The sequence below is a fragment of the Streptomyces katrae genome (assembly GCF_002028425.1).
Classification (GTDB): Bacteria; Actinomycetota; Actinomycetes; order Streptomycetales; family Streptomycetaceae; genus Streptomyces; species Streptomyces katrae_A.
Genome location: NZ_CP020042.1, coordinates 6,675,942 through 6,698,181, shown reverse-complemented (window position 1 = coordinate 6,698,181; position 22,240 = coordinate 6,675,942). Strand labels below are relative to the sequence as shown.

Sequence of the window (22,240 nt, the reverse complement as noted above, 5' to 3'; positions counted from 1 at the left end):
GGCGTCGGTGCGGGGAGTCTCACGCCTTGCGTCCCACGCCGCCGAAGCCCGAGAAGGCGTACGGGTCTTCCGGGGTCTCCCCCTCCGCGAGCGGCCCGGTGCGGTCGGGGCGCCAGTCGGGCATGGAGACCAGGCCCGGCTCCAGCAGCTCGAACCCGTCGAAGAAGCCGGCGATCTCCTCGTGGCCGCGCATGACGAGCGGGTTGCGGATGTCGCGGTAGACGCCGACGGTGCCGGCCGCGACCTCCTCGCTGAGCGGGATGCCCTCGTAGGAGGCGTGGGTGAGGATGAGCATGCTGCCCGGGGCCAGGGCGTCGCGCAGCTGCGCGACGGCGGCGTAGGGCTGGTCGGTGTCCTCCAGGAAGTGCAGGACTGCGACGAGCATCAGGGCGACGGGCCGGTCGAGGTCGAGCAGCCGGCCGGTCTCGGGGGCGGCCAGGATGTCCTGGGGTTTGCGCAGGTCGGCGGCGATGATGCCGGTCTGGTCGTCGCCGGCGAGGACGGCCCGGCTGTGCGCGACGGCGACCGGGTCGTGATCGACGTAGACGACGTGGGCCTCGGGGGTGGCGGCGCGGGCTATCTCGTGGACGTTGCCGAAGGTGGGGATGCCGGAGCCGATGTCGAGGAACTGGGTGATGCCCTCGGCGACGGCGTGGCGGACGGCGCGGCGCATGAAGGCCCGGTTGGCCTGCATGATCTTGGGCAGGCCCGGCATGAATTCCATGGCCCGGCGGGCGGCCTGGCGGTCGACCTCGAAATTGTGGGAGCCGCCCAGGTAGTAATCGTAGATTCGGGACACGCTCGGCACCGATATGTCGATGCCTGGCGGGGCCCAGGCGGGGCGTTCCATCGGGGTCTCCAAGCCGTCGTCAGTGTCGTGGTCGTACCTGGTCCGTCCGGGGATCGGGCGGGGGCCGGACTCTTGTCCGAGCCGAATGTACTGATCATTGCCCAACAGGGCGAGCAAAAGCGGAAATTGCCGATCCGTTCTTGGTCACACACCAAAGGCTCCGGGGGCCGGCCCGGGCGTCACGGAAACCGACAAATACCTTTTGGGAATTGACCAACGTTCAATCACAAGCGATCAGAACCTGTCTCAAACCTCACCGGTCCAGGATCCGCCCGTTCGGGCGAACCCCTCCCGGGTCCCGCGTGCGCGGGCGCGCGCGAGCCCATGCTCCCCGGGTGAACAGAGCTTTAGCCAGACGTCTGCTGGCGGTCCCGGTCCTGCTGTGGGCGACCCTGTCGACCACTCCGGCGGTGGCCGATAGCTGTGCCTACGCGACGGTCGGCAGCGGGGAGGGCGGAGCCTCCGTCGAGGTCTACGCGTACGCCGGCAGCGGCGCCGGCGCGGCCGCCGGGGGTGGCGGACATCACGACGGCCGGCCCGGCAAGGGCCGTGGCCACGACAAGGGCCGCGGCCACGGGCACGAGCACCACTGCCCGCCGCCCCCTCCCCCGCCGTGCCCGCCGAAACCCACGCCCACACCCACGCCGACGCCCACCCCTCCGCCACCCAAACCGACCCCGCCGCCCAAGCCCACCCCGCCGCCTCCGCCGCCTCCTCCGCCGCCGGCCCCCGCGCCGCCGAGGCCCGCTCCCCCCGCGCCGGAGCCCCCCGCGCCCAAGCCGCCCGCGCCCCAGGTGTACCGGGCGCCCGCGCCGCCTCCTCCGCAGCCCGCGCCCGCGCCGCCCACCCCGGCACCCAAGCCGCCCGCGCCCAAGCCCAAGGTGCCGCGGCCCGCGTATCACACGGCCGCGCGCAAACCGGTCGAACACCACATCTCGCCGGTCACGTTCACCCTCATGACCGCCGCCCCCGCCGTGCTCGCGATCGTCGCGCTGCGCCCGCGCTAGACCCGCGCCGGCCCACGACCGCCACGCACCGCCACGCACCGCCCACCGAACGTCCCACGCCCACCGATTGGGAGCCCGTCTTGTCGGAATGGCTCGTCCTGACCCTCGCGATGGCCGCGGCCTGTGCCGTGGTGCTGTCCATCGCCTTCTTCAACCACCGCAGGATCACCGAGGACGACGATCCGGACGAGACCCCGGACGTCATCGAGTACATGACGATGATGATCGGGGTGATCTACGCGATCGTGCTGGGCCTGGCGATCGCGGGCGTCTGGGAGGGCCGCGGGGCCGCCCAGGAGTACGTGCGCCAGGAGTCCCAGGCCCTGCACGAGATCAGCGTCCGCTCCCAGGTCTACCCGGCCGAGGTGCGGGCGAAGATCCGCTCCGACGTCGACGCGTACGTGACCTACGTGGTCGACACGGAGTGGAAGCACATGTCGGAGAAGAACGAGCTGACGGACGAGAGCGGGCAGCTGCTGGAGAAGATCCGCCGCGACGTGACCGACTACGCGCCGCAGACCGACCACGAGGGGCAGGCCTACCAGCCCCTCGTCGACCAGGTCGCGCTGGTGGACGACGCCCGCAACGCCCGCGGCCAGAGCGCCGGGGCCACCATGCCCGGGGTGGTGTGGTTCGGACTGATCGCCGGAGCCCTGGTGACGGTCGGGATGATCTTCATGCTGCAGATCCGCCGGTCCTTCCGCGAACTGCTGCTCGCCGGCCTGTTCAGCGCGCTGATCGCCTTCCTGCTGTTCCTGATCTGGGACTTCGACGCGCCCTTCGGGCGCGGGATCGCGGCCACCGCCGAACCCTTCCTCGCGCAGTTCCCCCACCACGGCCTGAAGAGCTGAGCGGCCGGGGCACGGCCGGGCCCGGTAAACCGCGGACGGGGGGTCCGTCCCCGGTTCGGCCCAGGGCCGTGCCCCATTCGCCCGTTCCTGATCGCGGGCCCGCGGGCCGGGACCTAGCGTGGCGAGCATCGAGGCGCACGCCCCCCCACGTGCGGTAATCGCCGCGCGACTGCGCCCCGGAGATCCGGAGGAACCCGATCATGGGTGCGATATGCAGCTCCGCCACCGCTCTGCTGAGCGCCGGCGCAACGGGCCTCGCCCTCGCGCTCGGCGCCTTTGGCGCGCCCGTCGTCCTCGCGGCCGAGGCGGCGCCCGCCACCTCCTTCGCCTTCGCCGTCACCCCGTCGACGGTGGCGCCCGGCGGTACGGTCACCCTCTCCGTCAGCAACTGCGGCGCCGCCTACGCCACCGCCTCGTCCGGGGTCTTCGACACCGTGACCATCGAGCGGGGCAAGGCCGTCAAGGTCACGGTCGACCGCGACGCCCGGCCCGGCGCCCTGTACTCGGTCACCTTCACCTGCGACGGGGAGAACGGGTCCACTGATCTCACCATCACCGGCGGGACGAGCCAGCCCACCACCAGCTCCACCGCCGCCACCCGGCGCACCCCCTCCCCGGCCGCCACCTCCGGCACGGGCCTGCGGCCGCCGCCGCTCACCACACCGCCGGCCCGCACCACACCTCCGGCGCGCATCACACCCCCGGCGCGCACCGCCGCGCCCGCCCGGACCACACCGCCGGCCCGCACGAACCCGGTCCCCCGGGCCAGCGCGACCACCGCCGCGCTGGGCGTCCGCGGCGGGCTCGGCGGCAGCGTGGCCGGGGCCGACCCGCTCGAACTCGCCGCGGGAGCCGTCCTCTTCGCCGCCGCCGCGGGCGGTTCGGCGTACGCCCTGCGCCGGCGCCGCGCGGCCCGCGGCCACTGACCCCGCCCCGGGCCCCCGCGCACGCGGGCGGCCCGGGGCGACCTCCGGGGAGGGGCGTCAGGAGCGGGCGGCGGCGGCCGGACGGCGGCGGCGCACCACGTGCACGCCCGCACCGAGCGCCGCGGCGCCGACCAGGCCCGCCCCGATGGCCGTCTCGGCGGTGGACGGGCCGAAGGAGCCGCCGAGACCGCCCTGGGCCCCGTTGCCGGCCAGGATCGTGAAGCGGTGCGTGGCGACCAGGCTGTTGTCGTGGCACTTGACCGACAGGGTGTGGTGGCCGGGCGAGGCGTGGTTGAAGATCCGGACGGTGGCGAAGCCGATGGAGCCGGCCGACAGATTGGTCTGCGGAAAGTTGCCGTGCGACCAGACCGTGCCACCGTGGCCGCAGCCGGCCGCGCTGACCTGCATCGAGGCGCCCTGGTGCACGGAGTACGGGTTGACCGTGACGTTGCTCGGCCCGTTGCCGCTGCCGTTCGGGTTGTTCGCGGCGGCGAACGGGGCACTGATCCCGAGCGCGGCGCAGGCGGCCGCGGTCACGGTGAGAGCGCGGAAAGCACGCATGGTGGAACCTCCAGCGGGAGAGCGCCCCGGAGCGGTGGCCCGGGCAGATCGACGAGAACGCCTCCCATCACGAACCCTCCCGGCGGCGCGCAACCAGCGCATTTCCGCCCTTGGGCCGCCCGGTTGAGCGACACGCCGAGGCGCGCCCGGGGCATCTGACGGATCCGCAGGTCACGAGCCGTCAGGCATTTATGTGATGATTACCTGGATGGCCGCACCCCGACCGGACGCACCACCCGTTCGCCGCTCCCCGATCGCCGTCCCGCCCTTCCAGCCTTAGCGTGCGGGAAGAAGGGCGTACAGGGGAGGGACTGGAACGCGGGTCGGGACCCCCGCGTCGGGAAGGGAGAGCCATGCTCGAGGACGAGACCGGGCAGCGGCCGAGGAGACGTTCCCCATGGGGCGTGCTCGCACTGGCACTGCTCAGCGGCCTCGCCATGATGCGGAACGGGGCGAACGTGGCGGACGGGCCGCCGCAGCCCACCGCGGCGGCGGCTGTCGCCACCCGGGCCGACCAGCAGCCGGCCAACGCACCCACACCGCCCGCGGACATGGAGGTGCTGGACCACTCGTCGGTGCAGCGCATCCGGATTCCGACGATCAACGTGGACGCGCCGGTGATGACGGTCGGCCTGGACGCGCAGGGCTGGATCGACGCCCCGCCGCCGCAGGACCGCAACCTGGCGGGCTGGTACCTCAACGGCATCTCGCCGGGCCAGCAGGGGTCGGCGGTGATCGTGGGCCACGTGGACAACGCGCAGGGCCCGGCCGTCTTCTACGGGCTGGGCTCGCTCAAGCCGGGCAACCACATCGAGGTGCAGCGCTACGACGGCCGCACGGCGGTCTTCGAGGTGTACGGGGTCGAGGTGTTCGCGAAGGACTCCTTCCCCGGCGCGCGGGTGTACGGGGACACCGGGCACCCGGAGCTGCGGGTGATCACCTGCGGAGGCGGCTACTCGAAGGCCAAGGGCTACGACGGCAACGTGGTGGTCTTCGCGCGGATGGTCGAGGCCCGCTGAGCAAACGTTTCATCGCGCCGGGCCGCCGCTCCCCCGCGGCGGCCCGGCGCGGCAGCGGGCGCCCTCAACGGGGCGGCAGCACCGGAAGGGTCATGCGGTAGCCGCGCCCCAGCAGCTGGGGAAGGTAGGTCTCCAGCGCCCGGACGCTCTGCGAGCGGTCGCCGCCGGCGTCGTGGCCCAGCACGATCACGCCCGGCGCGGCCCCGTCGAGGACCCGGGAAACGATGGTGGTGGTGCCGGGTTCGGTCCAGTCGAGGCTGTCCACGGTCCAGGCGAGGGGTTCCATGCCCAGGTCCGCCCCAATCTCGAAGGCGGCCCGGTTCCACGCCCCGTACGGGGCCCGGAACCACAGCGGGGGCTGCCCGACCGCCTGCTCGACCACCTCGCTGGTGCGCCCGATCTCCGATTCCAGTGCGGACCGGCTGAGCTGGGGGATCTGCGGGTGCGTCCAGGTGTGGTTGCCGATGACGTGCCCCTCGGCGGCCATCCGGCGCAGCAGGTCGCGGTTGTCGGTGGCCATCTCCCCGCAGACGAAGAACATCGCGCGGACCCCGTACCGGCGGAGGGTGTCGAGGATGGCCGGGGTGTAGCGGGGGTCGGGGCCGTCGTCGAAGGTGAGCAGCATGGCCTTGCCGCCCGCGGCCGGGCCCTGGGGCAGTTCCAGGATGGGCCGGGTGCGGACGGCGGGCTTCACGGCGGGCGGCTTGGCGGGGGCCTCGGCGGTCATGGGCTGCAGCCGGTGGGAGGCGTCGGGGAGCCCTTCCGGGTGGCCGCCGGGGGCTCCGCCGGCCCCGGGGCCGCGGGCGGGCTCGGGGGTGGCGCCCGGGGACGTCCCGGGCGGACCGGCCGGGGATCCGTCCTCTCCCACCCTGAGCAGTCCGGAGGAGGCGGCGGCCGCGATTCCGAGGAAGACGGCGGTGCGCAGGAGCACCCGTCGCCCTACTGTCGGCTCGTCATTTGTCATTATTACTACGTATCAACGACATCGCCGCAGAGGTCGAGGGGCGCGGAGGCACCGCGTCCGCCTCACCCGCTCGGACCAGCCGCCCCGCGGGGCGGGCGGCGGCCGGTCCGGTCAGCTCTGGCGCACCAGCGGGAACGGAAGCGTCTCGCGGATCGTCAGACCGGTGAGGAACATGACCAGCCGGTCGACGCCGATGCCCAGTCCGCCGGTGGGCGGCATGGCGTACTCCAGGGCGTCGAGGAAGTCGTTGTCGAGTTCCATCGCCTCCGGGTCCCCGCCCGCCGCGAGCAGGGATTGCGCGGTGAGCCTGCGGCGCTGCTCCACGGGGTCGGTGAGCTCGGAGTAGGCGGTGCCCAGTTCGGTGCCGAAGGCCACGAGGTCCCAGCGTTCGGCGAGCCGGGGGTCCACTCGGTGCTGGCGGGTGAGCGGGGAGACGTCGGTGGGGAAGTCCTTGTAGAAGGTGGGGAGTTGCGTGCGCTCCTCCACCAGCCGTTCGTACATCTCCAGGACCACGTCGCCGCGGGTGTCCTCGGGCCCGTGGGGGACGCCCGCCCGGTCGCAGTGCACGCGCAGGACGTGCTCCTCGGTGTCGGCGTCGACCTCCTCGCCCAGGGCCTCGCTGATCGCCCCGTACATCGTCTTGACGGGCCACGGCCCGGAGATGTCGTGGACGACGAGCTTGCCGTCGGGGCCCGCCTTGTGGGCGATGGGCGAGCCGAAGGCGGCGGTGGCGGCGCCCTGGATGAGCTCGCGGGTGAGGTCGAGCATCACGTCGTAGTCGGCGAAGGCCTGGTAGGCCTCCAGCATCGTGAACTCGGGGTTGTGCTTGTAGGAGACGCCCTCGTTGCGGAAGGTGCGGCCCATCTCGAAGACCTTCTCCAGGCCTCCGACGCACAGCCGCTTGAGGTAGAGCTCGGGTGCGATGCGCAGGTACAGGTCGAGGTCGTAGGCGTTGATGTGGGTGCGGAAGGGACGGGCGTTGGCGCCGCCGTGGATCTGCTGGAGCATCGGGGTCTCGACCTCCAGGTAGCCGCGGTCCAGGAGGCCCTGGCGCAGGGCCTGCACGGCGCTGGAGCGGGCCCGTACGACCTCCCGGGCGTCGGGGCTGGCGACGAGGTCGAGGTAGCGGCGCCGTACCCGGGCCTCGGGGTCGGCCAGGCCCTTGCGCTTGTCGGGCAGGGGGCGCAGGCACTTTCCGGTGAGCTGCCAGGAGTCGACCAGGACGGACAGGTCGCCGCTGCGGCCGGCGGCGGCGGTTCCGCCGGCGACCACGTGGTCGCCGAAGTCGACCTGGGAGGTGAAGGAGTCCAGCGCTTCGGGTCCGGACTCGTCGCGGGTGAACATCAGCTGGATGTCGCCGGTCCAGTCGCGCAGGACGGCGAAGACCACGCCGCCGAGGTCGCGGACGACCATCACCCGGCCGGCGAGGACGACCGGCTCTCCGGTGCGGGCGCCGGCGGGGAGCCGGCCGGGGTGGGCGGCCTTGAGCTGGGCGGCGGTGTGGGTGCGCTGGCGGATCCCGACCGGGTAGGGATCGGTTCCGGAGGCGCGGATGCGTTCCAGTTTGGCGTGGCGGACGCGGACCTGCTCGGGCAGCCGCTCGGCGGGCGCCCGTTCCCCCTCCTCCCCCACGAGGTCCAGGCCCAGGGACTCGAGGGGGGGCAGGCCGGCGGTGTTGACGGGGGCGGTGAGTCCCCTGGGCTGGTGGCCCTTGCCCCACAGTTTGCGCAGGCTGGGCACGGAGACGAAGCCCTCGGCGATCCCGGAGGCGAGGCTGACCCGGGCGAGCGAGCCGGCGTCCTGGTAGCAGAGGAACCGGGGGTACCACTCGGGCCCGTACTTGACGTTGGACCGGTAGAGGGCTTCCAGCTGCCACCAGCGGGAGAAGAACAGCAGCAGCCTGCGCCACAGCTTGAGCACGGGGCCCGCGCCGATCCGGCCGCCCTCCTCGAAGGCGGAGCGGAACACGGCGAAGTTGAGGGAGATCCGGCGCACGCCGAGGCCCGGGGCGGCCGCGCACAGCTGGGCGACCATGAACTCCATGACCCCGTTGGGGGCGGTGCGGTCGCGGCGCATCAGGTCGAGGGAGATGCCGTCCTTGCCCCAGGGGACGAAGGAGAGCAGGGCGATCAGCTCGCCCTGGGCGTCGAAGGCCTCCACGAGCAGGCAGTCCCCGTCGGCGGGGTCGCCGAGCCGGTCGAGGGCCATGGAGAAGCCGCGTTCGGTCTCGGTGTCGCGCCAGCGGTCGGCCCGGTCGACGATCGTGCGCATCTCCTCCTCGGTCAGGGCCGAGTGGCGGCGGATCAGGGTGGTGGCGCCGGCCCGTTTGACGCGGTTGACGGCCTGCCGGGTGACGCGCATGTCGCGGCCGTCGAGGTCGAAGTGGGCGACGTGCAGGATGGCCTCGTCGCCGAGCTGGAGGGCGCTGAGCCCGGAGCGGGCGTACGCGGTCGCGCCGTTCTCGGAGGCGCCCATGACGGCGGGCTGCCAGCCGTAGCGGCGGGCGACGGCCAGCCAGGCGTCGATGGCGGGGGTCCAGGCGGCCGGGTCGCCCACCGGGTCGCCGCTGGCCAGGCAGACGCCGGCCTCGACCCGGTAGGTGACGCCCGCCTTGCCGTTGGGGGCGAAGACCACGGCCTTGTCGCGCCGGGTGGCGAAGTAGCCGAGGGAGTCGGCGCGGCCGTAGGCGCCGAGCAGGGCGCGGATGCGGAGCTCCTCGTCCCCGTGCAGGGCGGCGGTCAGCCGCTGGGAGCGGAAGAGGGTGGAGGCGGCGTTCAGCAGGGCGACGGCGCCGAAGAGGCCGAGCAGGAAGTAGAGCACCCTGGGCGGGCGGCCGTCGAACTGGCGGGCGGAGAAGAGGCCGCCGAAGACCTGCTTGGCGGCCCAGTCCAGCCACTGCCCCCTGGGCAGGGTGCCGGGGAACAGGGCGACGAGGGCCCAGCCGAGGAAGACGGCGGCGAGCAGCCCGAGCCCCAGGACGAGAAGGGCGCGCCAGACGGCGCCGGGGCGGGAGGCGGCGTAGAACTCCTTGCGGGCGGCGGTCAGCACGACGAGGGCGGCCACCGCGAGGGCCAGGGACAGGCCGCCGACCCAGAGGTCCCCGTCCGCGATGATCAGTACGTCGACGAGGATCAGCAGGGCCAGATAGGTGACGACGATCCACCAGGCGATCTTCTTGCGGATGCCGAGCGCGGCGGCGAGCAGGAAGAGGAAGACGGCGTACGCGAGGTTCGCGCTGACCGGCACCACGAAGTCGTCGAGGAAGCGCACCACGGGCCGCAGCAGCCCCCGCAGCACCGGGGAGAGCGCCAGCAGCGCGCACAGCAGGCCGAGCGTTCCGAAGAACGCCCCGAAGGCGTCCGGGACGCGGTTGAGGAACCTGTTGCGGGTACCGCGGGTCTGCTCCGGCGTGGCACTCATGCCATGCACTGTAGGGAGGGCCGCGCCGCGGCGCGCGCCGAACGGGGAGGGTCGCGGCGGGGTGGCGGCGGGTCCGGTGGCCGCCGCCGGGGGGGGCCGAGCGCGTCGGAGGGGGCGCGGGGGGGCGCAGCCGGGGGCCCTATCCGGCGCGGCGGAGGCCGTCCTTGGCGGCGCCGCGGCTGAGGACGGCCTCGGTGATCTCGTCCTGGGCGCTCTCGTACGCGGAGTTGCCGGGGTCCTGGGCGAGGGCGGCGGGGAGGTTGACGACGCGGCCGGTGGACAGGTCCATCATCTGCGGGACGAACTCGGCCTTGGTGACCTGCCAGCGCTGTCCGGGGGCGGCGGGCGGGGCGAAGGTGAAGCGGGCGATGGAGCCGTAGTTGCCCCGCATGTCGCGGGCGCCGGTGTAGTTGAACATCTCGCCCGCGACCTGGTCGCCCATGCCGTAGACGATCCAGGTCCCGTTGACCTTCTCGTAGGCCTGCGGGATGTGGGCGTGGGTGCCCAGGATCATGTCGATGTCGGGGCGGCCGCCGGTCTGCGAGGCGGTGAGGGCCTTGCCGAGCGAGAGCTGGGTCTCGTCGGGTTCGGTCTGCCATTCGGTGCCCCAGTGGAGGCTGACGAGGACCACGTCCGCGCCCGCCTTCCGGGCCGCCCGCGCGTCCGCGAGGATCTTGTCCTGGAGCATCAGGTTGACCGCCCACGGCTGGCCTTCGGGCATGGGGTAGCCGTTGGTGTCGTAGGTGTAGGCGAGGTGGGCGACCTTGGCGGTGCCGGCCGTGTAGAGGGTGGTGCGGGCCGCCTCCGCCGCGGTGCGGGCGGAGCCGGCGTGGCCGAGTCCGACCTTGTCGAAGCGGTCGAGGGTGCGTTTCACGCCTTCGGCGCCGTCGTCCAGGGTGTGGTTGGAGGCGGTGGAGCAGCCGTCGTACCCGGCGTCCTTGAGGGCGTCGGCGACGGCGGGCGGGGAGACGAAGGCGGGGTAGCCGCTGAAGGGGCCGTCCTCGTCCCCGTAGATGGTCTCCATGTGGCACAGGGCCAGGCCGGCGGCCGAGACCACCGGTTTGACCGCGGAGAACATGGGCCGGAAGTCGTACCCGTCCCCGCCCGCGTCGGCGTTCGCCCGCTGGATGACCGAGGTGTGCGGGAGGACGTCGCCGCTCGCGACCAGGGTGAAGCCGCGGGCGCCGGCGGGGGCGGCGGGGGAGGCGGATCCGGCCGCCGCGGCGGGGGCGCCGGCGGCGCTGGAGCCGAGGCGCGCGGGTGCGGGGTGGCCGCCGGTGGAGCAGCCGGCGGCCGCGGCGGACAGCAGGCCGGCCGACAGCAGGGCGAGGGTCCGACGGGTGCGCTTGGTCATCTGCCCCGGCTCTCCTTGAAGGGATTATCAGATTGTCTGCAATCCCTATGAATCCATAGGAGGGGGTGCCCCAAGTCAAGGAACGGCGCCGTCCGCCCGTCCCGGCCTCACTCCGACGGCGGCCGCGGCCGTTCGCCGTGCCGTTCAACCGTTCGTCGTCCGGCGCGGCCGCCCACCGGACCACCCGGGTGCTTGGGCGCAACGGCGGCGCCGGACGGTTCCCGGGCGGCTCCGCGCAGGTGAGGGTGGGTGGAGCCGGACGACCAGGACCCGCCGGCCGGTCCCCGCAGACCTCCCCGCCCCCTCGCCCGCCCCGCGGATCCGGAAGGAGCCACCGACGTGCCGCCCTCCCCCACTCTCCAGCGCACGGAACCCGAGGCGCTCGCGGCACTGCAGCGCGAGCACGGGCGGGCCCTGTTCTACTTCCTGCTCGGGCTCACGGCGGGGGACGCGCAGCGCGCCGAGGACCTGGTGCAGGAAACCCTCGTCCGGGTCTGGCAGCACCCCGAGGTGCTGGCGACCGGGCACGAGTCCCTGCGCCCCTGGCTGTTCACCGTGGCCCGGCGCCTCGCGATCGACGCCCGGCGCGCCCGGCTGTCACGGCCCCAGGAGGTCGAGCCCGACGGCCTGGAGCAGGCGCCCGCGCCGGAGGACGCGGTGGCCGGCTCGGTCACCGCCATCGACGTGCGGCGGGCGGTCGGCAGCCTGGGGCAGGAGCACCGCGACGTACTGGTGCAGGTCTACTTCCAGGACCGCTCCGTCGCCGAGGCCGCGGCGGAGCTGGGCATCCCGGCCGGCACCGTCAAATCCCGTACGCACTACGCCCTGCGCGCGTTGCGCAAGGGGCTCCAGGGGTACGGGCTGGGAGCCTGAACCGGGCGCGCGGGCGCGCGGTCCGCCCCCGCACCGGTGGAGGAACACTCAAGGAACGCCCTCCACGCGCACGAACCGGACACAAACCACGCCGAAATCGGCATCAGTCCGTTCAAGTTGAGTAAACATCCCCCGTTGCGCGAGCCCGCCGGTGAAGGCTCGGGGATGACGGCGGCAGGCTCGACGCGCGGGAGAAGGTGGAACGGTGCAGCCCGAGGGTTCGAACGGCACCAGTGACGGCGGGCTGGCAGTGCCCATGGCCTGGCTCTACGCGGAGTACATCGCGGACGAGCTGCTGCGCACGGGCCGGCTGATCCCGGTCAGCACCCTGGAGTTCCGTGCCGGACGGGACACGCTCGCGCTGACGATCTACCTCTCGGACGCGGCCGGCGAGCTCTCCGGGATCCGGGTCGTCTCACAGCTCGACGAGTGGCTGTCCCTGACGGCGTACGGGCACCCCTGGCGCGACTGGGTCCAGACCCGGTTCCTCACCCTGGGCGAGGAGGCCCGCGAGCGCGGCGGCGCCGAGGACCCCGACCTGGAGCTGGCCCGGGCGGCCTGGCGCTGGCTGGAGCACACCGAGCTGTTCGCCACCCACCTCGACCCGGACCACCCCGCGCAGGCCGGCCCCCGCCCGGGCTGGACGAGAACGCCCGCGTCTGGACCCCCGCCTGGCAGCTGGGGCTGCCGCTGGGCCACCTGGCGATGCACCTGTTCTGAGGGGCGGGCCCGGCCTCCGCGTGGGCTAACCGGTGGGATCGGCGGGGTCGGTCACCAGACCGGTGAAGTCCGCCTCGTTGCGCTCGGCCCGGGCCACGTACCAGCGGGCGATCAGCCACATCACCGGGTACGCGACCAGCCCGAGCGCCACCCACACCAGCGGGCCCGCGGCCGCCCGGGGCAGCAGGGAGCCCAGCGGGAGCAGCCCGAGCACCAGGACCAGAACCGCCACCGCGCCCAGCGCCGCCCGCAGCTGGCTGCGCATCAGGGCGCGTACGTAGGTGGCGCCGAGGGTGGTCTGCTCGGAGATCTCCGAGCGGGCCGGGGCGTGGGCGGGCGGCCTGCGGCGGGCGGCGCGCGGGACTCCGGTGACGACCTCCCGCCGGGGCGGTGGCTGGTGCTGCTCGGCCATGGTGCCGGAGTCTACGCAGCGGGCCCGCTACTTGAGGAGGCGGGAGAGCCTGCGGTCGGCGAGCGGCTTGCCGCCCGTCTGGCAGGTGGGGCAGTACTGGAGCGAGGAGTCCGCGAACGAGACCGAGCGGACGGTGTCCCCGCAGACCGGGCAGGGCTCCCCCTCCCGGCCGTGCACGCGCAGCCCGCTCTTCTTCTCGGCCTTCAGCTGCCCGGCGGCCAGGCCGTGGGCCCGTTCGACGGCGGCCCGCAGGGTCTCGCGCACCGCCCCGTAGAGCTGGGTGACCTGCTCCTCGTCGAAGGAGGCGGCCTGCTTGAAGGGGGAGACGCGGGCGGCGTGCAGGATCTCGTCGCTGTAGGCGTTGCCGATGCCGGCGATCACGGACTGGTCCCGCAGGATCCCCTTGATCTGGCGGCGCTCACCGGTGAGGAGGGCGGCGAAGGCGTCCCGGTCGAAGCCGTCGGCGAGGGGGTCGGGGCCGAGGCGGGCGATGCCGGGGACCTCCTGGGGGTCGCGGACCACGTACACCGCGAGGCGTTTTTGCGTGCCCGCCTCGGTGAGGTCGAAGCCGGAGCCGCCGTCCAGGACCACTCGCAGGGCCAGCGGGCCCTTGCCGGGGCGCGGGGGCTGCGCGGGGAGGGAGTCCTGCCAGCGGAGCCAGCCGGCGCGGGCGAGGTGGGTGACGAGGTGGAGGGCGCCGATGCGGAGGTCGAGGAACTTGCCGTGGCGGGCCACGGGGCCGGCGGGCTGCCCCTCCAGGGCGGTGAGCGGGGGGTCGTAGGTCTTGAGCACGCTGACGGCGAGCGGGAGGACGCGTTCGACCACCCGCCCGGCGAGGTGTGCGTCGAGGAACTCCCTGAGCGCCTCGACCTCCGGTAGCTCCGGCATCCTCCCAGGGTGCCGCCCCCGCGGGGACCGCGCGACCCGGGCCGGGGACGGCGGGCGGCGCCGCGCGGGGCCGGGGCGGCTACACCGTGAACTCGCACCACACGCACTTGCCGCTCCCCCTCGGCTCCACCCCCCACACGTCCGCCAGCCGGTCCACCAGCATCAGGCCCCGCCCCGACACCCCCGCCTCGCCCGCCTCCCGCCGGCGCGGAAGGGCGCTGGAGCGGTCCTCCACCTCCACCCGCAGCCGCCGCTGCGGTCCGCTCAGCACGCGGAGGGTCACGATCGCCGGGCCGTCGGTGTGCATCAGGGCGTTGACGATCAGTTCGTCCGCGACCAGTTCGATCTCGTCGGCCCGGCTGCGCGCACCCCACGCCCGTACCGCCGTCCCGATCATGTGGCGGGCCGCCACAAGGGCCTCGGGGTCCCCCTGGGCGACGTGCTGCTGGAGCCGGCCGCCGCCGGCGCGTCCCGTGTCGTCGCCCTCGCGGCGCAGCAGCAGGAGGGCCATGTCGTCGTCCCCGCCCCGCTCGTCGGCCACCTCGCACAGCCGGTCGGCGAGGAGCTGGAGGTCGTCCGGTCCCTCGCGGACCATGCCGGTCAGCAGCCGGATGCCGTCGTCCAGGTCGGCTCCGGGCTGTTCCACCAGGCCGTCGGTGCACAGCAGGAGCGTTTCCCCGTAGTCCAGTTCGACCGTCGTCACCGGGTACTCGAGCCGGCCGAACTCCGCCGACAGCCCCAGCGGCATCCCGCCCTCCACCGGCAGCCGCCGGCACTCCCCGTCCCGGGTCCGCAGCAGCGGGTCGATATGGCCGGCGCGGACCACCTGGAGCACCCCGGTGGAGAGGTCGGCCTCGGCGTAGGTGCAGGTGGCGAAGCGGTCGGTGTCCAGTTCGTGCAGGAAGACCGAGGCGCGGGCCATCACCGTGCCCGGCGAGTGCCCCTCGGCGGCGTAGGCGCGCAGCACGATGCGCAGCTGCCCCATGACCGCGGCCGCGTGCGTGTCGTGGCCCTGGACGTCGCCGATGACGGCCCCGACGCGGCCGCCCGGCAGCGGGATGACGTCGTACCAGTCGCCGCCGATGTCCTGGCCCATCCTCGCGGACCGGTAGCGGACCGCGATCCGGGCGCCCGGGACGTCCGGTATACGGCGGGGCAGCATGGCCTGCTGGAGCCCTTCGGCCAGGTCGTGCTCCTGCTCCAGGAGCATGGCCCGCTGGAGGCTCTGGGCGATGCTGCTGCCCAGGGCGACCAGCAGGTTGCGTTCCTCCTGGGTGAAGCCCTCCTTGTCCTCGTACAGCAGGCCGAGGGCGCCGATCGGGCGGGCCTGGGCGATCAGCGGCAGGTAGGCGGCGGCCGAGATCCGCATGTACGAGATCTTCTCCCAGAGAGCGGGGTACCCCTCGGCGAACTCCTCGGCGGACTCCAGGAACCTCGGCTGGAGCGAGCGGACCACCTCGCTCATCGGGTACTCCTCGTCGATGCGCGTGTAGCGCGTGCCGGGGACGAAGCTTCCCTCCGGGCCTTCCGCCACGAGGTGGATCCGGCCCGCCTCGACCAGGCCCATCACCATGCCCATCGAGCCGAGCCGCTCCAGCCCGTGGGCGTCGCCGATGACGTCGATGACGTCCTTGACGGTACGGGCGTGCGCGAGCGCCGCGGTGGTGGATTCCACGACGGAGGTCTGGCGGCGGCGTTCCTCGTCCAGGCCGAGGCGTTCGGCGGAATGGCTCAGCTCCTCGGTGGCGTCGCGGACGATGCCGATGATGCGGAACGGGCGGCCGTCGCGGTCGCGCATGACACGGCCCTGGGTGTGGGTCCAGCGGAGCCGGCCGTCACGGCAGCGGATGCGGAAGTAGGCGCCGTAGCTGTCGGAACCGTTCTTGAGCGCGCTGGAGACCAGCGCGTCCAGCCGGGCCGCCTCGGCGGGCGGGACGCGCCGGTTCAGCGTCTCCGGCCGCCCGTCGTAGTCGTCGGGCGGCGTGTCGAAGACGTCGAGCGCGGCCGTGTCCAGGTGCATGAGCCCGGTGACCAGGTCCCAGTCGAAACTGCCCATCCGGTTCAGTGACAGGGACCGGTCCGGGTGTGCGGGCCAGTCCTCCGGCAGCGATACGGTGCTCGGCACCGGTCCACCATGACACAGCGCGGGGTCAGGCGCTCTCCAGGTTGGGGCTCTGGTCGGTGCCAGGCTGCTGGTCGGGGAAGCCGAACGGGTCGGCGGGCGCGGCCGGCCCGGTGGTCGGTACGTCCTGGGGGTCCGGGGTCAGGCCGGGTTCGGCGGGGACGGGGGCGAGGGGGGCGGTGGGGGCGGTGGGAACGTCCGAGAAGGGGTCGGCGGGGGTGGTGGTGCCGCTCGGGAGGTCGCCGGGGGGCGGGGTGGCGGGCGCCTGCGGAGGGGTCTGCCCGCCGGGGGCGGTGGGGGCGGAGTCGGACGGGCAGGGGGTGGTGGGCGTGGGGCCGGTGGCGGAGGGCGGTCCGGGCACGCCGGCCTCGCCCGGGACGCCGGGTCCGGCGGGGACGGGCAGCTGCTCGTCCAGGGGCCCGGCCTGGGCCGGGGCTCCCGGCGGGCCGGCGGCGGGCGGGGCGTCCAGGGGTGCGGTCTCGGCGGGCGCGCCCAGGGGTCCGGCCTGCCCGGGCAGGTCCAGCGGCGGGGCGGTCTCGGGCAGGTGCTGCGCGCCGGCGGAGGGGATGTCCAGCGGCGGGGCGGTCTCGGGAAGGTGCTGCGCGCCGGCGGAGGGGGCGTCCAGGGGCGGGGCCGTCTCCGGCAGGGGCCGGCCTCCTGGGGACGGGGTGTCCAGGGGCGGGGCCGTCTCCGGCAGGTGCTGCCCGCCGGTGGAGGGGGCGTCCAGCGGCGGGGCCGTCTCCGGCAGGGGCTGCGGGCCGGTCGGTGGGGGCTGGTCCGAGGGCGGGCCGGACGGCGGGGCGGGAGGTGCCGTCGGCGGGGCGGTCCGGGGCGGGCCGGAGGTGCCTGCCGTGGCGCAGGGGTCGGAGGGGTCGTCCGGCGGGGTCGGGGGGCTGTTGGGGATGCCCTCGGCCGGGTCGTAGGGGGGCGGTACCTTCGGCGCCTTGTCCTGGGCGCCGTCGTCACCGGCCTTCCGCTCGATCCAGGTGTTGTCGGCGAGGTTGACGATGACCAGCCTCTTGATCGGCTGGATGGTGGGTTCGATGACGACGACCTGGTTGGGCCGGTAGCCGTTCCACTGCTCCCCCTTGAGCACCGGGTTCCCCTTGGCGGAGCGGGGGGCGGCCAGCGGGTTGCCGCAGCCGCAGCGGACCCTCGGCATGCCGTGGTCGTCCACGAGGACGGCCGTGCCGGCCTGGAGGACGGACTGGTAGCCGTCGGCGTGGCCGTCGCGGAAGCCGTGGTTGGTGATGCGGGTGTCGGCGCGCAGCACCACGGGAGTGAGGCCGCGCAGGAACTCGGGGATCTTCTCCTGTTCGATGCCGGTGGCCTGGGCGAAGGCCCGGGCCTTGGCGTCGTCGGCGGTGAGGTAGGCCGCCTGGCGTTCGACGTCGCAGCTGCCGAGCCGGTTCGTTCCGCCGTACAGGCCGGGGGTGGCGGCCCCGACCGTGCGGATGCCCTGGCCGGACTTGTTCGGCACGGGGGGCTGTACGGGGGCCGACTCGGCCGTTGAGGTGGAGGCGGTGAAGGGGTCGGGTCCGGCGGCGCCCACCGGCTGGAGGGTGAGCTCCTGGCTCTCGGCCGCGGCGCCCTTGGTCTGCTCCGGCTCCTGCGCGCCGCACCCGGCGGCGATCAGGCCGAGGAGCGCCAAGACGGCGGCGCCGGCCGGTACATGACGGCGCGGCGCCTGACGGGATGTCGGTGCGGGCACGTCGTTCTCGTCGTTCACGCTGGATCTCCCTTTTCGCCCCGGTTGCTCCTCTCTTGTCTGCCGCATCAGCCCCGGGGCCGCAACCGGAGTTCCGGCAGATGCACGCCTCCCGCGCATTGAACGCGTTCAAGAAAAGCCCTAGGGTGGCGCTCAGCATCCTTGAACACGTTCAAAGGAGTGGTCGTGACCGTACTCGTGAACCTGATCGTCGCCCTGGGGATGCTCTACGCCGTCCCCGTCGGCCTGCGGCTGATCGATCCGGCCGGGCTGCGCCGGGCCGTCCGGCTGTGGCCGTGGGCGGCCGCCCCGGGTGCGCTGTCGCTGTGGCTGCCGCGCGGGGGCGCCGCCACCGCGCTCGCCGCCCTGTACGCGGCCGCCGCCCTGGCCCTCCTGTGCGCGGCCGGGGCCCGGCTGCGCCGCGGGGCCGCCCGGGCGCGGTCCGGGGGCGCCCGCTTCCCCGCCCCGGCCGAGGTGGCGGTGCTGACCGCCCTGGCCTCGCCCTCGGTCGCCGCGACCGCCCTGGTCGCCGAGCGGGCGGGGTACCGGCTCTTCGGCTTCGACCTGGGCGTCCTGGCCCTGACCGTCCCGCACTTCCACTTCGCCGGGTTCACGGCCGCCCTCGTCGCCGGGCTGGTGTGCCGGTCGGCGGCTGCGGCACACCGGGCGCGCTGGGCGGCGTACAGCGTGCCGGCGGGGACGCTGCTCGTGCTGCTCGGGTACTTCGTGGACGACTGGGCCGAGCTGCTGGGTGCGGTCGTGCTGACCGGGGGCATGTGGACGGTGGCGCTGGTGACCTGGCGCGAGCTGCGGCCCGCCGCCCGGGACCGGGTGACGGGCGCGCTGCTCACGGTCTCGTCCTCGGTACTGGCGGCGACGATGCTGCTCGCCCTGTGGTGGGCCGCCGGCGAGGCCACCGGCGTCGTCCACCCGACCCTGACCTGGATGGCCGCCACCCACGGCCTCGGCAACGCGCTGGGCTTCGCCCTGTGCTCGCTGCTGGCGTGGCGGCGGCTGGCCGCCGACCGGGACTCCGGCAGCCGCCCGGCGCCCGTCCCCGCCTGACCCCGACCGCACCCCGAACGGAGACCCCCGTGACCCGCCTCACCAGCACCGGCCGCAGCGTCCTCAGTTACCCCGACCGGGGCGCCACCCGCTTCCGGCCGCTGCCCGAGGGCTACCACCACCTGCACTACCGCGCCCGCGTCGGGCACGGCCGGGCGGCCTTCGAGGCGGCCGGCGCGGCCGTCTCCTCCTTCCGGATGCACCGGGCGACCGGCGCGAGCGTCCGGGCCGACGGCCCGGCCGTCCCGGGGGCCCGGGTGGAGATCGGCCTCGGCGTCGGCCCGCTGCGGATCACCGTGCCCTGCGAGGTGATCTGGACCCCGGACTCCCCCGGCCGCCTGGCCGGCTTCGCCTACGGGACCCTGGCCGGGCATCCGGAGAGCGGGGAGGAGTCCTTCCTCGTGGAGCTGGCCGCCGACGGCACCGTGTGGTTCGAGGTGACCGCCTTCAGCCGCCCCGCCGTCTGGTACACGCGCCTGGCGGGACCGCTCGTCCCCGTCCTCCAGCGGGCCTACGCCCGCCTCCTCGGCCGCCGCCTGCGCGCGCTGGCCGCCGCCGTCTGATACTGGAGTCGATGGACTGGTTCACCGCCCCCGGGTACTGGCTGGGCCGGCTGGTCTTCCAGCGGGCCCTGGCCGGGGTGTACCTCTTCGCCTTCGCCGGGGCCGCCCTGCAGTTCCGGGCCCTGATCGGCGCGCACGGCATGCTGCCCGTCCCGCGCTACGTGCGGTACGTGCCGTTCCGGCACGCTCCGAGCCTGTTCCAACTGCGCTACTCCGACGGGCTCTTCGCCGGCTGCGCCTGGACCGGCGCGGCCCTGTCGGCGGCCCTCGCGGCGGGGGCCGGGGACCTGGTGCCGCTGGGCGCGGCGATGGGGATGTGGGCGGTGCTGTGGCTGCTCTACCTGTCGATCGTCAACGTGGGCCAGACCTGGTACTCCTTCGGCTGGGAGTCGCTCCTGCTGGAGGTGGGCTTCCTCGCGGTGTTCCTGGGGAACGCCCGGGCGGGGCCGCCGGTGCTGGTGCTGTGGCTGCTGCGGTGGGTGCTGTTCCGGGTGGAGTTCGGCGCCGGGCTGATCAAGATGCGCGGGGACGTCTGCTGGCGGCAGCTGACCTGCCTCTACCACCACCACGAGACCCAGCCGATGCCGGGGCCGCTGAGCTGGTTCTTCCACCATCTGCCCAAGCCGCTGCACCGGGTGGAGTGCGCCGCGAACCACGTCACGCAACTGGCGGTCCCGGTGCTGCTGTTCACCCCGCAGCCGGTGGCCTCGTACGCGGCCGGGATCATGATCGCCACCCAGCTGTGGCTGGTGCTCTCGGGGAACTTCGCCTGGCTGAACTGGCTGACGATCACGGTGGCCCTGTCGGCCGTGGACTTCACCGGGCTCGCCGGCCCGCCCCCCGCGGCGGCCTCGCGCGGGGCGCCCCTCTGGTACGTGGTCCTGGTGTGCGCCGTGACCGTGCTGGTGCTGGTGCTGAGCCGGCACCCGGTGCTGAACATGGTCTCCCGGCGGCAGGTGATGAACCGCTCCTTCGACTCCCTGCACCTGGTCAACACCTACGGGGCCTTCGGCACGGTGGGCCGGATCCGCGACGAGGTGGTGGTCGAGGGGACCGCTGACCGCATCCCCCGCGAGGACGGCGACTGGCGGGAGTACGGCTTCAAGGGCAAGCCCGGTGAACCGCACCGGATCCCGCGCCAGTTCGCCCCTTACCATCTGCGGCTCGACTGGCTGATGTGGTTCGCGGCCCTCTCCCCCGGCTACGCGCGGGACTGGTTCGGGCCGTTCGTGGAGCGGCTGCTGGCGGGCGAACGGGACACGCTGCGGCTGCTGCGCCACAACCCCTTCCCGGACGCCCCGCCGCGCTTCGTGCGGGCCAGGCTGTACCGCTACCGGTTCACCACCTGGCGGGAGCTCCGCGAGACGGGCGCCTGGTGGCACCGCAGGCTGCTGCGGGAGTACATGCCGCCGACCCGGCTCGCGGAGGCCTCATCGGCCGAGCCCGAGTAGCGCCGCCTCCCGCTCGGGATCGATGCCCTTGGCCGAGCGGTCGGGCCGCATGGGTGCGGTACCGCCGATCGACCGGAGCCAGGCCCAGGTGTCGGCGACGGTCTCCTCGACCGGGCGGCACTTCAGGCCGGCGGCGAGGGCCTTGGTGACGTCGCTGCGGAACATGTGGTCGTGGAGTTCGCCCGGGGGAAGCCAGCAGGGCAGCTCGGTCCAGGGCTCGATGCCCGCCTCGGCGATGCGTTCCGGGTCGGTCCAGCGGAGCTCGGCGGTGCCTCCCGTGACGGCGGCGCACGCTTCGAGGAAGGCGCCCATGGTGGTGTGCCCGGGAGCGGAGACCGTGTCGTACTGGCCGCCGAGGCCGGCTTCCGCGGCGTCGAGGGTCCAGTGCGCGAGGTCGCGTACGTCGATGTACTGCATCGGCAGGTCGCGGGGGCCGGGGGCGAGGGTGGGGCCGCCGCGCGCGGTGCGGCCCAGCCACCACGGCAGCCGGCCGACGTTCTCGTAGGGGCCGAGGATCAGGCCGGCGCGCACCAGGAGGGCGCGGTCGCCGAAGGCGGCGGTGGCGGCGAGCTCGCCGCCGCGCTTGTCCTCGGGGTAGGCGGTGGCTCCGGCGTCGGGCGAGCCCTCCACCACGGGGCCGTCCTCCGTCAGGCCGGCCGGTGCCGGGTAGGTGTAGACGGAGCGGGTGGAGACGTAGGTGTAGTGTCCGGCGCGGCCGGCGAGCAGGCGGGCGGTGTCGCGCACGGCGGTGGGGGCGCCGCTCCAGGTGTCGACGACGAGGTCCCAGCCGGCGCCGTCGGCGAGGGCGTCCAGGCCCCCGGGGGCGGTGCGGTCGCCGTGGACGGCGCGGACGCCGGCGGGCGGGGCGTGGTGGCCCCGGTGGAAGGCGGTGACCTCCCAGCCCCGGTCCAGGGCGTCCTCGGTGATCGCGCGGCCGACGAACTCGGTTCCGCCCAGCATCAGCAGCTTCTTCATGCCGGTCAGCCTGCCCGGGCGGGCGGGGCGGGAAAAGCCGTGATCGCCGTCAGCGATGACGCTGAGGGCTGATCGGGAACGGGAACCTCCGGCCGGGTCCGGCCGGTCGCGCCGCGCCCCGCCACCATGGGGGGCGGGGCGGGGGCGTGGGGCGCGCCGTGGGCCGGTGGCTCTGGCGGGGTCCGGCCCGGACGCGTGCGGGCCCTAGTCGATGCCGGGCAGGATGTGCGGCTCGGCGAGGTCGTCCTCGTAGCCCGCCAGCCGGATGGGGGCGGATCGGGCCCAGACCTCGAGGCTGCCGAGTTCGTCGGAGCGGGTGGGCGCCCGTCCCGTCAGCTCCACGGTCGGGTTCGGCTTCGTCGTCTCAGTCACCGCGAACTCCCTTGTGTCGCGTAACCCGGCAGGCTCGACCGCATGCCGGATAGGGAAATTAAAAGGTCTTCCGGACGCGGTGGCGCCTTGGTGGAGCGGATTCCGGGTGGGGATCCTTGCGCCTCAGAGTACACATATG

Annotated in this window: 19 protein-coding genes and 1 pseudogene; 9 read left to right on the top strand and 11 right to left on the bottom strand. The window is 74.2% G+C overall.

Annotation, left to right across the window (positions count from 1 at the left end):
- Window positions 1-19: 19 nt before the first annotated feature.
- Window positions 20-850, bottom strand: coding sequence for an SAM-dependent methyltransferase (locus B4U46_RS30355; protein ID WP_079430819.1), 831 nt, complete (start codon window positions 848-850; stop codon window positions 20-22).
- A gap of 335 nt (window positions 851-1,185) precedes the next feature.
- Between B4U46_RS30355 and B4U46_RS40105 the strand changes: the two genes are divergently transcribed.
- The 3 genes from B4U46_RS40105 (at window position 1,186) to B4U46_RS37625 (ending at window position 3,634) form a co-directional block, all read left to right on the top strand.
- On the top strand, window positions 1,186-1,857 hold the full coding sequence (locus B4U46_RS40105) for a hypothetical protein (protein WP_079430818.1): 672 nt from the start codon (window positions 1,186-1,188) through the stop codon (window positions 1,855-1,857).
- Window positions 1,858-1,937: 80 nt separating this feature from the next.
- Window positions 1,938-2,708: a DUF4239 domain-containing protein gene (locus B4U46_RS30345; RefSeq protein ID WP_079430817.1), complete on the top strand. Its 771-nt coding sequence runs from the start codon at window positions 1,938-1,940 to the stop codon at window positions 2,706-2,708.
- Between the two features lie 200 nt (window positions 2,709-2,908).
- Entirely contained in the window at window positions 2,909-3,634 is a 726-nt protein-coding gene (locus tag B4U46_RS37625; protein WP_079430816.1) for a hypothetical protein, read from the top strand.
- A 57-nt stretch (window positions 3,635-3,691) separates the two neighbouring features.
- On the opposite strand, the gene B4U46_RS30335 is transcribed toward B4U46_RS37625, so the two are convergent.
- Window positions 3,692-4,195: a hypothetical protein gene (locus B4U46_RS30335; RefSeq protein WP_079430815.1), complete on the bottom strand. Its 504-nt coding sequence runs from the start codon at window positions 4,193-4,195 to the stop codon at window positions 3,692-3,694.
- A gap of 353 nt (window positions 4,196-4,548) precedes the next feature.
- On the opposite strand from B4U46_RS30335, the gene B4U46_RS30330 reads away from it, so the two are divergent.
- Window positions 4,549-5,214, top strand: coding sequence for a class F sortase (locus B4U46_RS30330; protein WP_079430814.1), 666 nt, complete (start codon window positions 4,549-4,551; stop codon window positions 5,212-5,214).
- Between the two features lie 64 nt (window positions 5,215-5,278).
- Here the strand turns inward: B4U46_RS30330 and B4U46_RS30325 are convergent, their stop codons facing one another.
- From B4U46_RS30325 to B4U46_RS30315, 3 genes are all read right to left on the bottom strand, one after another.
- Entirely contained in the window at window positions 5,279-6,178 is a 900-nt protein-coding gene (locus B4U46_RS30325) for a polysaccharide deacetylase family protein (RefSeq protein WP_079430813.1), read from the bottom strand.
- A gap of 111 nt (window positions 6,179-6,289) precedes the next feature.
- A complete protein-coding gene (gene lysX, locus B4U46_RS30320) occupies window positions 6,290-9,598 on the bottom strand; it encodes a bifunctional lysylphosphatidylglycerol synthetase/lysine--tRNA ligase LysX (RefSeq protein ID WP_079430812.1) in 3,309 nt (1,102 codons plus the stop codon).
- A 139-nt stretch (window positions 9,599-9,737) separates the two neighbouring features.
- Entirely contained in the window at window positions 9,738-10,952 is a 1,215-nt protein-coding gene (locus B4U46_RS30315) for a CapA family protein (protein WP_079430811.1), read from the bottom strand.
- 339 nt (window positions 10,953-11,291) lie between these two features.
- Between B4U46_RS30315 and B4U46_RS30310 the strand changes: the two genes are divergently transcribed.
- Window positions 11,292-11,825, top strand: coding sequence for a sigma-70 family RNA polymerase sigma factor (locus B4U46_RS30310; RefSeq protein WP_079430810.1), 534 nt, complete (start codon window positions 11,292-11,294; stop codon window positions 11,823-11,825).
- A 256-nt stretch (window positions 11,826-12,081) separates the two neighbouring features.
- A pseudogene (locus B4U46_RS39395) lies at window positions 12,082-12,545 on the top strand (hypothetical protein).
- Window positions 12,546-12,570: 25 nt separating this feature from the next.
- Here B4U46_RS39395 and B4U46_RS30300 read toward each other — a convergent pair.
- The 4 genes from B4U46_RS30300 to B4U46_RS38410 form a co-directional block, all read right to left on the bottom strand.
- Window positions 12,571-12,957 (bottom strand): hypothetical protein, encoded by a 387-nt coding sequence (locus B4U46_RS30300; protein ID WP_079430809.1) that lies wholly within the window; start codon window positions 12,955-12,957, stop codon window positions 12,571-12,573.
- A 27-nt stretch (window positions 12,958-12,984) separates the two neighbouring features.
- Entirely contained in the window at window positions 12,985-13,845 is an 861-nt protein-coding gene (locus B4U46_RS30295; protein WP_079430808.1) for an Fpg/Nei family DNA glycosylase, read from the bottom strand.
- 79 nt (window positions 13,846-13,924) lie between these two features.
- Entirely contained in the window at window positions 13,925-15,901 is a 1,977-nt protein-coding gene (locus B4U46_RS30290; protein WP_079432086.1) for a SpoIIE family protein phosphatase, read from the bottom strand.
- A gap of 94 nt (window positions 15,902-15,995) precedes the next feature.
- A complete protein-coding gene (locus B4U46_RS38410; RefSeq protein ID WP_079430807.1) occupies window positions 15,996-17,696 on the bottom strand; it encodes a DUF6777 domain-containing protein in 1,701 nt (566 codons plus the stop codon).
- A 165-nt stretch (window positions 17,697-17,861) separates the two neighbouring features.
- On the opposite strand from B4U46_RS38410, the gene B4U46_RS30280 reads away from it, so the two are divergent.
- The 3 genes from B4U46_RS30280 to B4U46_RS30270 are packed head-to-tail and all read left to right on the top strand — an operon-like array spanning window position 17,862 to window position 20,754.
- Complete coding sequence (locus B4U46_RS30280; RefSeq protein WP_079430806.1) at window positions 17,862-18,740, top strand: YndJ family protein; 879 nt, start codon at window positions 17,862-17,864, stop codon at window positions 18,738-18,740.
- 29 nt (window positions 18,741-18,769) lie between these two features.
- Entirely contained in the window at window positions 18,770-19,303 is a 534-nt protein-coding gene (locus B4U46_RS30275) for a DUF1990 family protein (protein WP_079430805.1), read from the top strand.
- Between the two features lie 11 nt (window positions 19,304-19,314).
- Window positions 19,315-20,754 carry a lipase maturation factor family protein gene (locus B4U46_RS30270; RefSeq protein WP_079430804.1) on the top strand — a complete coding sequence of 480 codons (1,440 nt, stop codon included), beginning with the start codon at window positions 19,315-19,317 and terminating at the stop codon, window positions 20,752-20,754.
- Here the strand turns inward: B4U46_RS30270 and B4U46_RS30265 are convergent.
- Both B4U46_RS30265 and B4U46_RS38155 read right to left on the bottom strand, forming a co-directional pair.
- Complete coding sequence (locus B4U46_RS30265) at window positions 20,734-21,729, bottom strand: NAD-dependent epimerase/dehydratase family protein (protein ID WP_079430803.1); 996 nt, start codon at window positions 21,727-21,729, stop codon at window positions 20,734-20,736. The two genes, B4U46_RS30270 and B4U46_RS30265, sit on opposite strands and share 21 nt — an antisense overlap.
- Window positions 21,730-21,933: 204 nt before the next feature.
- Complete coding sequence (locus B4U46_RS38155) at window positions 21,934-22,101, bottom strand: hypothetical protein (RefSeq protein ID WP_107438351.1); 168 nt, start codon at window positions 22,099-22,101, stop codon at window positions 21,934-21,936.
- Between the last annotated feature and the right edge of the window lie 139 nt (window positions 22,102-22,240).